Origin of the sequence: Pandoraea vervacti (genome assembly GCF_000934605.2) — a bacterium.
GTDB lineage: Bacteria > Pseudomonadota > Gammaproteobacteria > Burkholderiales > Burkholderiaceae > Pandoraea > Pandoraea vervacti.
The window spans coordinates 4,049,906-4,062,094 of the sequence record NZ_CP010897.2; the positions used below are offsets into that span (position 1 = coordinate 4,049,906).

Below are 12,189 nucleotides of genomic sequence, written 5' to 3' on the forward strand. Positions count from 1 at the left end.
GCCACCGGAAACGTCGCCCGCCAACTGTCAACGTTGACAGGTCGTGAAATGGGGAAGGCTGGCATGCGCCTGTCAACGTTGACAGTTACCAATCGACACGCTCGGCGCGACACTCTGCGAACGATTTGCCCACCGAGTGGAGGTTCACATGAATATCAAGCGCAAGGCACCGGCAACGAAAGACGAGACGAAAGCACCGACCGAACCGGCACCACAGGCCGACATCGACCAGACATTCGTTGCACCGAAACCTCCCGATTTCCCGGACGACGCACCTCCCTTCAATCTGGTTAAGATCGAAAAATTGACTGAACCGCTGCAATTCCGGGGACCGCTTTACCCCAAGATGTACGCCGGATGGTATTTCCGGGTCTACTGCGATGGCGAACTGGACCAGACCGAGCATTTCGTAACGGATGACGACATCGCGAACAACTATGTTGCGATGCAGCTCGCGCCCGATGTGTACGTAAAGGAAGACGGCCTGCACTCCTTCACATGGGACTGCCATAGCGACATCGAATTTGACTATAGCCCTGCGGCCCCTCCCACCTTCTACACGCTCGACACCGAAGCGCCCGGCCTGCCCATGTTGGGAGAGCTGGAATTCCCGGACGACGTCCATGAAAACGGCCTGTCGGATGTCCGGCTCACCGAGCTGGGCAATGTCCTCCCCGGCGAAGTGCCGGGGTACTATGACCGCCTGCCGGGCGACGTTGCGGTGGGCATTGTGCGTAATCTCGACAACGAAGAGGAACGGACCGCGCCGCATCAAATCAAGTGGGGAGAGTCGACCCAGCCGTTCGCGCTTGAGTTCACCCGCGCGATGCTGACGACGTTGGGCGACGGACTGCTGACTTTCACCTACGAGATCACCGATATCGCTGGCAACACCAGCGAAGAATCGGAGCCGGTGACCCTTGAAGTTTTCCTACGCCCCGGCATTGAGGATCTGGAACCGCCGATTGTTCCGCTCTTCGACGACGATGACGATACCGCCCCCAACATCAAACTGATCGACGAAGCGGATGCCCGCACCCCCGTCGAAGTCCATATTCCGGGGCACGCAGAAATCGAGACAGGCGACGTATTCGTCGTGTGGTGGGGAACGCGCGAACAACCGCAGGTGACATTTACCGGTGCGGATGGCGACGAGGACGTCATCCTGCAAATCCCGATTCCTTACGGTGAAGTCAGTGGCGAGTGGGGCGATGCGCAACAGGATGAGGACGGATTCGCAACCATTCCGGTGACCTATGTCGTCTATCGCGCCAACAAGGAACTCGGCCGCCCCGCCGCACCGCACGATGTTGTGGTGAATCTGAGTCAGGCCGGCGGTGTGGACCCCGACCCGGAAACCCCGGAAAACGAGGCACTCGGATTCCCTTATGTACACAACTTCGGCTGGCAAGACGGTGATCGTGTCAATCACATTCCCGACGCGACCCTCGAAGAGGATCATAAGTTTTACGTGCCATTTTTCACGGTGAACCCCGACGGCACACCTTCGGGTATTGCCGCGCTGAAGCGGGGCGACAATGTGATCGTCACGTACAACGGCACCGCATTTGACGAGCGCACGGTATCCGGGCCAGAGGAGATTGCGGAGCAGGACATGGAATTCGATCTGCCGTGGCAGACCGTCAAGGCCGCCGGCAGCGGGATAATGCCGATTCAGTATTCGGTCATTCGCTACGTCGGTGTCAACCTTGAGGAGAATGTCTCCGTCTCCCGGCCAGCCGATGTCGAAGTCGAAGATAGCACGGACATTCCGGGTGGGCCTGACGGACTTTTGCCCGCTCGCTTTGACAGGCAGCACGTGGTCTGGGGCCATGTAAGCGAGGAATTGCATGCGCCGCTCACGGTGAAAGCCTATGTGGGTATGCGGCTGGACGACAAAGTTCGCGTCCACGTCACGGCAAACGAATACGATCCGCCGACGGGGGTAGACGGCCCTCCCTATCCCCGGGCCGAATGGGGTGGGGATGCAGGGTTGAACCCGCACGATTTCTATCTGTTCGAGCTCGTCGTCACACCGGAAAATCTCGATAAGGACCTGAAATTCGGATGGCCGCTGGAACGCGCCGAGTGGACCTACGATTACGGCAAGGCGCGCATCACTTACACCGTCACGCGTCCGGATGGCACGCGGGCACGGGCCCCGGCGGACACCGATCAGCGCACGGACATGTCCGGGCGCGGAAAACCGCCGGAAGAACCTGCCGGGTCGAGGTCGGGGCGCATGACGTATTCGGAAGCGAAAAAGGCCGGGGCAAGAAACTCTCCCGAACGTCTGGCCGCGCTCTCGGAATTCGTCAGGCAGTATCGCTCCAGTCCAGGGGCTGCCGAGCGGTTGCGGCAACGTCGTATGGCAGCGCTCAAGGCACGTCCTGTCGCGCCGCCGGCGGGCAGAAAACTCACGTCGGTCGAGAAGAGACTCCGCCATATCGCGTTGCGTCCAATCCCAAAAACGGAGCAAAAAGCGTAACATCAGGTGAAACATAGTGCGCAGCCCAATGCGATTCATGCCGGACTGCGCACCATATCCACCTTTCCCACTCCGCCGGGACGCGCGTCGTCCTGGCGCTTTCTATGGTCAAGTTCCTGATCGGCGGGATCGCCGGCTTCGATACGGATACTTTCGCGCTGGTCTCGCGGCTGGACGACACACAAAGCGTGCCGCTCGGTGCCGCAGCAGGGCGCTGCCTCCAGGTCCTGCTGGAAGCCGACGGCGAAATCGTCACCAAAAAATCATTACTCGCGCAGGGCTGGGAACAGTACGGTGCGGTCGTCTCCGACAACAATCTCAGTCAGTCCATCGTTCGCATTCGCAAGGCGCTGCAACAACTCGGTGTCGACCCCGCCGCACTGATCACGTTACCTCGTATCGGCTATCGGATCACGAGCGTCGAACGTGTCTCACCGCACACGATCGGTCAGTTGCACGTGCCCGTTCACGACGCTACCGAGCCGCCTCCCCCCTCCGACGCCAGGGAAATCACCCAAAAGTCGACGCCATCCGATGAAATTCCGCTCGCTGACGTGGCCGTTGTCGAGGCGGAGAAAATCGACGCGTCGTCGCACCATCGGGTGCGTCTGGACAGTGCGATTTTTGCATGGCTGGCCGGTGTCGCATTGAGCACCGGTCTGGCGTTATGGGTCATTCCCGCCATTCATGGCGATTTGCGCTCGAACGCGCCCGAAGTTCGATGGGAAGCGCTGGACACGACCTCGGACAATCGGGTCTTCATCTCCCCCCAAATGAAACACGACAAGGCGTTCATCGACGACCGGCTTGCAAGACTGGCTCGCACGCCGCCGACATCGGTCGACGATCTCGAGAGGCGTCTCGTGTACCTCAACGGATCGCAGGGCAAGGATGTCGCCAGTTATTTCCTTTGTCTCGCGCCCATCACACAGCAAGATCCCGATTGCGTGTCGTACCTGCTGATCAATCATCTGACGCCATGAGTTCTACCCCTCTCCCGAATCCAACGCACCGCCGGCGCATCTCCCGACGCACGCTTTGGCTCGGCATGGTCGCCGCTGTCGTCGTGCCCTGGGTCGCTGCGTGGTCGCTGGTGCCGGACAAGCGCATCGACTGGCGCTGTCTTTCCGATATCGAATTCGACACCGTCACGGCCGATGGCAAGCTGGTGCAGGTCGTCGGCACGATGGCGTCGGACTACGCCCGCAACGGCACAGGCACGGCGCGCTTTGCCGGGCGTATTCGTCAGGTCGACACGGTCAACGTCGTTCACCGGATGAGTGAATTCGAGTATGTCGCGCTCGACAGCATGATGCGTGTGAATACGGTTCGCGCGAGCCGGCTGGCGACCGACGACGCGCCGGACGATCTTGTTTTCCAATACGTCTACGGCGGCTTTCGCGCCGGGCATACCGACTACTTTCAGGCCATGCGAACGGGTTCCGGCATGAGTGTCGGATTCAACGATCAGCCTCGCGTGTTCTGCGCTGCGCCCCCGACGACCGATCCTCGCTGATTGCAAAAATTAAAAAAGGCCTGACAGCCGTAAGACTGTCAGGCCGAAGTGCACCAACGGTGCACGATGAGGGGCGCTCGTATGCACTACACCCTTCGGAGACTTAGAAGCGGTAGCGCACCCCCACGTTGACGCCCCACGGTTTATCCAGTCGCTTGCCGATCGAGTAGCTGGCGTCGGCATAAGCCTGAAGCTGCTTCGTCATCTGCGCGGCCAGACCGGCGCCCGCTTCGAAGCGCGTGCCTGAGATGTCGTTGCGCAGGCTGATGCCGTTGGCCGTCACGGAATTGCCATTGGCGAACTCGTGCGTCACGGCAAGCTTCATATACGGCTGGAATGTGCCCTTCGACGTTTCCAACGTCTTACCGATGTTCACGCCCACCGTACCCAGCACCGACAGCGTGCGATCCGATTTGGCATGCATGCCGTTATCGAGGACGAAGTCCGTGCCGCCAGCCCACATGCCGGCGACTTGTGCAAACGGCTCCACGAACCATTGGTTCTGCAATGCAATGGTGCGGCCCAGTTCCGCCGACAAGCCCACGCCGTGCGTCACGAAGTTGGCCTTGCTGCGCACGCCATCGGCCATTCGCACATCGAGTTCGGACGCGAACCGGTTGTACTTCAACACACCGTCGAAGTAATAGCCGTTCTTGCCGAGCCACGTCGCATAAGCCCCCGCCGTATGGCTTTCGATATTGCCGTTGGAACCGGAATTGAAATGAAGACGGCTGTTGCTCGTGCCCACCATGCCGCCGACCAGCCAGTGACCATGCTCGCCGCGCAACACAACGGCATCGCTTCCCATGATCACGCCCCATTGGTCCTGGCTGTAACCCTTGCCCAGCGCGGGCTTCGCGTTGAACTTCGATCCGAACGTGCGTGCCCACGCGCCTCCCGCGTCGCCCTCGCCCAGGCGGACCTCACCCAGACGTGAACGCAGCACGCTGTGTTCGCCGAGCCAGGCCGTGGGCAATGCATTGTGAATACCGAGCACCGTATCCGAGCCCGATGACAGTTCGTCTGTGCGTTCGAGATACCAGGACTGTTCGCCGCCCGACTCACCGGACGACTTGAGTTCATAGGTGTACACACCCGCATCGACCTTATCGCCGACGAGCGAGAAGGTCGCGTCGCCCCCCGCCTGATCCACCAGCAACTGCGTGTCGACGAGACCCTCTTTGCCACTGCTGCTCACGCGCAGTTCGTAGGTTCCCGAAGCCTGCGCATCGTTCACGTTGAGTTTGTCCGCTTCGCCGGTGTCCAGATTCGCTTGCATCGCGAACGTGCCCTCGCCCGAGAGCTTGTCGACATTGAACGTATGCCACGCGCCTTCGGCTGCAGTGCCATGAATGTTTACGATGCCGCCCTTCATGGTCAGATCGGCGATGCTGCTGTCTTCGACGAGATTCCACGCACCGTTGTCGGACAGCGTCAGCTTGTCGGTGCCGATCAGGCGACCGGTGAGCGACCCATAGTTGGTGATGGTCACGTCGTTGTCGACGCGATCGTGAAAATCGAAGTCGCCCGTCAGTTGGCTGTTGTTGACTTCGACGTCGACAGTGATCGGCGCGTCGGCCACCGAGCCGTAACCTGCCTCGATCAACTTGCCGTTGCCCCCGTGAAGCTCGCTCCCGTTAGCGATCACCAGACTCGCGATGAGCGGGGCGCTCTGTTCGAGGTCGTCGATCTGAATGGCCGCGCCGCGCTCGCCTTCCACGCGTGTATTCGACAGATTCAGTCGACTGTGAGCGATTTCCACGCCGGATCCGTCGGTGAGCCCTTCGGTAATCATCGCAATGCCGTGGTTGCCCCCGGCGATCGTGGAATTCGAAGCGTTGAGCGTGGCGCTCTGCAACTGAATACCGTTGTTGGTGCGATGGTTGTTGTCGTTGCCGTCGTGCTGACCGATGATCGTCGATCCTTCTACGGTCACCATCGCCTCTTCACGGATGAGCATCGCGCGACCGATGCCCTTCACGGTGCTGTTTTCCATATGGAGAATCGGCCCATCGCCCGGAATCTCTACGCCCGACTGACCACCAACCATCATGGCGAAGTAATCCAGCGATTCGATGTAGGCGTTGCGCAGCGAGGCCTGACTGGAAACGCCGAGATAAAACAGGCCCTGGGTATCCGGCGTAGTTCCGCCCAAGGTCTTGCCGACCATTCGCAAACCATCGATGTCTGCCACGCTGTTCGAGGCCCGTCCCAAGTGAATGTACTTGGGGTTGCCCGTTGCGCCCGGTTTGATCGTCAGTGTCGAGCCATTGCGCAGGTACCAGCCTTCGTCACCGTAATCGCCTTCGAGGACAACGTGCTCGTTGTCCAGATCGCGCGCGCCGGCCGTCGCGGCAAAACCGCCGAGCGCCACGGCAACCGCGAGACTGATGGCCCGGACAGAATGCAAGGCGGGCGTCATGCCCTTGCTTGTCGTACGCATGTTTGTCGTTTCCCAAAAAAGATAACGACGCGCAGCGTAGGTCAAGCCCCTAACGATTCTGCATATCTACACAGAAAAACACCAATATTCATCGAATTTCATCGATATTCCCCAGGAATCATCGAGTTTTTCGCATTCCCCACCGTTCCAACGATCAGAACGTATAGCGTGCACCGATCTGAAATCCCCAGGGTTGATTGATGTGATGTCCAACGCTGGACTCGACTTCCGAGTAAATCTGAAGGTTCTTGCGCAGTTGCCCCGTCACACCGGCACCGAACTCGAATCGCGTGCCCGACAGATCGTTGTTGAACGAAATACCGTTGACTGTGACGCGATTGCTCGAAATGAACTCCTGCACCAGCGCCAGCTTCAGGTATGGCTGAATGACACCCCCGCCCGAGAGCGACATCGTTTTGCCGAACGCTGCGCCAACGCGTGCCTGTACCGAGCCCGTGTGGTCGGTGTTGGACACCATGCCGTTGGTCAGCGTGAAGTTATCGCCGCCCACGCGCAGGAGCGCCAGGTGTATGTACGGCTCGAGGAACCAATCGTTGGCAAACTTCATGTGACGACCGAATTCAAACGTCGCACCGAAGCCGTTCTCCCCAAAACTACCGTGAGCGCCTTCGCCGTCGCTCATGATGACGTTGGCGTCGTTTTGAAAGTGGTTGTAGCGGGCTACCGTCTCGAAGTAGTACCCGGTGGCGCTCAGCCACGTACCGTACAGACCTGCTGTATAGCTGTTTACGCCGCCCGTGGATCCGCCACCAAAGGAGAGCTTGCTATGGCTGGTGCCCATCAATGCACCAACGAGCCATGTGCCGCCCCAGGCCTTGCCAACGACAGCATCGGCGCCGCCCATGACGCCGTATTGCGTTTGGCGGTAATCCACCCCGGAGACAGGGGTCGCGTGGAATTGTTTGCCGAAGGTACGGACCCAAGCGCCACTGTTGCCCTGATCGGCAATCCGCAGGTCGCCGAGACGGGTTCGCAAGATGGCTTGTTCGCCCGCCCAGACCGAGGGCGCCACACCGGAGATGCCGATCACCGTTTGCGTACCCGGCGTCAAATCGGGACCGCCGGGATCGCCGGGGTCATGGGCGTCCGTGGCAAGCACCCAGTTGTTCCCGTCCTGACGCAGATCGTAGCTATAGACGCCGGCGTCTACCTTGCCACCGACGAGTGAGAACGCCGCGCCGCCGCCGCCCGTCGTCACGACGGTGAGCGGTGCGATCGCCGATGGTTCCGCGCCCGAATTGCGGATGTGCAACTGATAAGTGCCCGTCGCGTTGCCCGTTACCGCAAGCAGATCGCCACTGTGCGTGGCGATATTGGTATTCATCTTGAAGTCGCCGTTGCCGGAGAGCGTGCCAAGCGTGAGTGTATGGAAGGTCCCCGTGCCCGCTGCCGTACCGGAAATGTCGATGGTGCCGCTGTTCATTGTGACGGTCGGCACCGAATTGTTGGCGGTGAGCACCCATTGCGAACCGGAATTCACCGCGAGCGAAGTCAGGTTGGTAAGCGATCCGGTCAGCGTCGTATTGTTTTGCAACGTCAAATTGACGACTGCCGTACCGTCTCCGGTGACGTTACCGGTGAGCGGCGAGTTGTCGATCGTGACGGCCGACGTGATCGGGCCGACGGCGCTGATCAGATTGCCGTCCGATCCTGAAACCTTGGTACCCCCCTCGATCAGAAGCGTTGCGGAGCGGTTCCCGGTTTGCCCCGGTTGGGGTTGAATCAGTATCCCGGCGCCGCCCGTACCGACAATGGTCGTGCCGTTAAGCGTCGTTGTCGAAGACGTTCCGCCAGTTCCCGTCGCCACCCAGAAGCCGTAACGACCTGTCGACGACCCGCCGTTCATGACAACGGTCGAATCGAAGTTGGCCACACCTGCGTTGAACAACCCGCCACCGACCGAGCCAGTGCCGGTACTCATGGTGCTGTTGTTCAGCGTCAGCGTTCCCTTCAGGCTGACTTGCGCCGCAATTGCGAAGCCGGTGATCGTGCTGTTGGTCACGGTCGCGCTCGGCGCAACCGGATTCCCGCCAATCCCGCCAAGCGTAAGCCCCTGCGCCCCTGGGCTGCTAAGCGTCGAGTTTGTGATGATCGCGGACGTGTTCAGCATTTGTACGCCCGCGTTATTCCCGCTTGCCGTGACCGTCGCACCGTTGAGCGTGAGGGTGCTATCGGTATCGACGACGATGGCATTTGTCGCCGCGCCCGGCTCCACCGTGAGCGAACCCGAGTTATGCACCTGCCATTGCTCGTTGGGATCTCCCGGCGCGGTCACGGTCTGCGACACCCCGTCCACGATCCCGGCATGCGCTTGAGCAGCAAGACAAGCCAGCGCAACGCCGATGGCCTGCGCAATCTGATGACGCCGAGGCGTCACGGGCTTTGACGTTTTCATACGGTCCTCCTACGCAACGGCATGACAAACCGACGGATGCGACAAGACCGGCGGATGCCCCCACCAAGCATTCCGCCGAAAACCAAGCCCCTGACCTCCGCAGCCCTGATTCATCCAACCCGGCGGACTGTCGCGCCGCTCGAAAATCACAAGGGGAAACCCCTATGTAATCATGAGGTTGCAGCGTCTTTATTGATTGAACGTTAGATTCAGACGAGCCAAACCGCACCTGTCAACGTTGACAGGTGTCGTGACAGAACTTTCGTGTAATGCTCGGGACGCGGTCGTCCCGGCGCGCGAAGCGTGCAGGGACGACGCAGGAAGGAAAAATGGACGTTAGCGTGAAGCGTCGGGCACAGAGGAAGACGGCGATTCGGACGCCAACTTCGGCACATTCGGCACATTCGGTACGAACGACGGCGTCGCCGCCAACGTCGCGATGATGGTCTCGGCAAGCTCGACCGGATCGACAGCGCTCACGTCGCTCTGCGTCTGCAAGGGTGTCGACTGGCAACGCGGTGTGAGCCGTAGATAGGGCGGCTCGGCAGCGGCGAACAGGGTGACGCTCGGCGCGCGGGTGGTGTGCGCCACGTGCATCAGCCCCCCGTCCGCGCCCACGAACAGCGACGCATTCGCGATGACCCGTTTGGCATCGCGCAAGGTCAGTTCGCCAACGAACGACACCATCTCAAGGTGTCGGAACTTCGCTTCCCTAAGCGCTTTGGCCGCGTCCACCCCGTTGCCGGAACCCAACAGCACGATGCCGGTCGGCAAGCCGGGCGCATGCGCCGCGTCGTACGCTTCGAGGCATTCGCGCCAATGCGCGTAGGTGCGACGCGGCTCGACACCGCCCATCGCCAGTACGAGATAGGGTCCCGACGGCAGTCGGTTCACCACGGCCGGCGGCAACGCCGTCTCTTCCCGCAAATACGGCTTGGCGCGCGCGAAGAGTTCGTCGGGGCCGAGTTGCAAGCCGAATACGTCGTTGACGGCGGCCAGACTGAATTGCGTTTGATTGCGATCCGGGCCGTGGAAGAAGCGAAACAGACACGCGAACGGCAGCGCCCCGAAAAAACGGCGCTTGATGCGAAGCGTCGGGTAGTTGAATTCTTGCAGCACGACCACGTCGTAGTCAGCGGGATTCACCGCCGCCGGATCGTCGTAGACGTGGCGAAAGATGTCGTCGCCCTCGAACACGGCCATCAGCCCCGGGCCGATGAGCAGATCGACAGGCCCCGCGCGATCGCGCAGCAACGCGCGTCCGGACAGGTCCATCACGGCGTCGCCGACCGATGCCTTGCCGCCGTAGATCCACAGCACGCGCGCATCCGGTGCGACATGACGCACCTCGCGACTCGCCTGCCCGCTCAGCGCAAGACGCAAACGGCGGTGGAGGTACTTCTTGGCGACCTTGAACTTCGACGTGCGTTGCAGGAAGACGTCGGGTTCGTGATACACCCACTCATACGGGATACGGGTGCACGGATCGATGAGACTGGCGAAGCGGCGCTGCTGTGACATGGTCGGGTCGAAGGCGAATCGGCCGCCGTGCGGACCTGCCCGATGCATCACTCGGCCGCCCGATTCAATCCGGTGAATCAGCAGACCGACTTACGGGGGCACGCGCGGCGACGCTTGAAGTTCGGAAGTATGCCACGCGCGCAGCCCGCGCCTACACCACCTGGAAGTGGTGCGTGCCGTCGCGACGCAATTGATCGACGAGGCCGAACTCCCAATCGAGATACGCCTGCATCGCCTGCGCCGCGTTGTCGGTGCCTTCGTACGGGCGACGATACCGGTCGTCGCGGGCGCTGGCCAGTCGCGTTTCACCGGACTCCAGCGGCAATCCCGCATGGATCCAGGCCTGCGTGCCGCCTTCCAGCACCACGATTTCCGCGTCAGTCAGACGCCGCAGATCCGCGGCGGCGAAGCGCGCGAGCAAGCTCGAGCCGCAGGTCAGCACATAACGCTGCACCGGTCCGACCTTGCGCAGCGCCTGCCCGAGCCGGGCGCGAATCACGAACCACGCGCCGGGAATGTGTCGTTTGACGTAGTTCACGCCCGAGGTGAAATCGAGCACCGCGAGCTGTCCGGGGGCCGCTTCGTCGATCCAGCGCGCGAGCAGCGCGGGCGTGACCGTGGCGACATCCGGCGCACTCGGCGTGTGCAGCGGCCAGCCGCCTTGTGCACTGCGCGCTTCGGCGCCGTGCGGCTCGACCACGTAGACCGTCCAACCCATCTGCGCGAGCCACGAGCCCGTCATGTCGGCGCGAACGCCGTCATCGTCGGCGAGCACGATCCACGCGCCGCGCACCGGCGCCTGATGGTCGGTTTCCTGCACGAGTTGCCCGCCCGGCGCACTCGCAAAATCGGGAAGGTGGCCCTCGGCATACTCCTCCGGCGTGCGCACGTCGAAGCGATAGACGGTGCGCCCGGGAACATTGAGCGACGGCACATCCGCCAACGCGATACGACGCACCCCCGCCCGATCCGCGACGGCACGCGCCCCTTCGCGGGCGACCGCCAGCGTCGCCTCGCGTACCGTGGTCGGATGCCGACGGTCGGCACCATGCTCCAGCGACTGCCCGGCGAGCGTCCAGCCGATGGTGCCGTTGCGAAGCGCCGCGACCGGGTTCGGCAGACCGGCGTTCACGAGCGATTGCGTGCCGATGATGCTGCGGGTACGGCCCGCGCAGTTCACGATCACGCGGGTGGCCGGGTCCGGCGCGAGTTCGCGCACGCGCAGCACGAGTTCGGCGCCGGGCACGCTCGTCGAGCCGGGAATATTCATCGTCTGGTATTCGTCGAAGCGACGCGCGTCGACGACGACTACGTCGGCGTCCGCATCGAGCAGCGCCTTCACTTCCTGAGCGGAGAGCGACGGCGTATGGCGCAGTCCTTCGACCCACTCGCCAAAGGCCTTGCTCGGCACGTTCACATCGCGGAAGACTTCGCCACCGGCGGCAATCCACCCGTCCAGTCCACCCGCGAGCAGATTGACGTCGGTATAGCCGAGCTTGCGCAGCACGGCCGCCGCGCGCGGGGCGAGGTCCTCGCCGTCATGGACGCCATAAAGCACGATACGGGTATCGCGACGCGGAATGCGCGCCCAGGCCTCGATCTCGACGCGCGAGAGCGGCAGATTCGCGGCCCACAGCGGGTGCGACTGCGCGAACGGATCTTCCTCGCGCACGTCGAGCAATGCGATTTCCTCGCGTGCGAGCAGCGCGGCGCGCACGTCGGCGTAGGTCAGTTCGGGAAAGGGGGCGTCTGTGGCCTGCGGCGGCACGTCAGTCAATTGAACGGACACGGTCATTCCTTGAATT

Annotated in this window: 7 protein-coding genes; 3 read left to right on the top strand and 4 right to left on the bottom strand. The window is 61.9% G+C overall.

Annotated features, from left to right (window positions below; all coding sequences use genetic code 11):
- Positions 1–148: 148 nt before the first annotated feature.
- The 3 genes from UC34_RS17575 to UC34_RS17585 all read left to right on the top strand — a co-directional run bounded on the left by UC34_RS17575 (position 149) and on the right by UC34_RS17585 (position 4,004).
- Positions 149–2,488, top strand: coding sequence for a hypothetical protein (locus tag UC34_RS17575; protein WP_044456590.1), 2,340 nt, complete (start codon positions 149–151; stop codon positions 2,486–2,488).
- Between the two features lie 104 nt (positions 2,489–2,592).
- A complete protein-coding gene (locus UC34_RS17580; RefSeq protein WP_044456591.1) occupies positions 2,593–3,471 on the top strand; it encodes a transcriptional regulator in 879 nt (292 codons plus the stop codon).
- A complete protein-coding gene (locus UC34_RS17585) occupies positions 3,468–4,004 on the top strand; it encodes a hypothetical protein (protein ID WP_157123227.1) in 537 nt (178 codons plus the stop codon). The genes UC34_RS17580 and UC34_RS17585 overlap by 4 nt, the downstream gene beginning before the upstream one ends.
- A gap of 103 nt (positions 4,005–4,107) precedes the next feature.
- Here the strand turns inward: UC34_RS17585 and UC34_RS17590 are convergent, their stop codons facing one another.
- The 4 genes from UC34_RS17590 to UC34_RS17605 form a co-directional block, all read right to left on the bottom strand.
- Positions 4,108–6,447, bottom strand: coding sequence for an autotransporter outer membrane beta-barrel domain-containing protein (locus UC34_RS17590; RefSeq protein WP_052811114.1), 2,340 nt, complete (start codon positions 6,445–6,447; stop codon positions 4,108–4,110).
- Between the two features lie 154 nt (positions 6,448–6,601).
- Positions 6,602–8,863, bottom strand: coding sequence for an autotransporter outer membrane beta-barrel domain-containing protein (locus tag UC34_RS17595; RefSeq protein WP_052811115.1), 2,262 nt, complete (start codon positions 8,861–8,863; stop codon positions 6,602–6,604).
- Between the two features lie 336 nt (positions 8,864–9,199).
- Positions 9,200–10,384, bottom strand: a complete 1,185-nt coding sequence (locus tag UC34_RS17600; protein ID WP_167370670.1) for a glycosyltransferase family 9 protein — start codon at positions 10,382–10,384, stop codon at positions 9,200–9,202.
- A 151-nt stretch (positions 10,385–10,535) separates the two neighbouring features.
- On the bottom strand, positions 10,536–12,179 hold the full coding sequence (locus UC34_RS17605) for a rhodanese-related sulfurtransferase (protein ID WP_084070769.1): 1,644 nt from the start codon (positions 12,177–12,179) through the stop codon (positions 10,536–10,538).
- Positions 12,180–12,189: the final 10 nt, after the last annotated feature.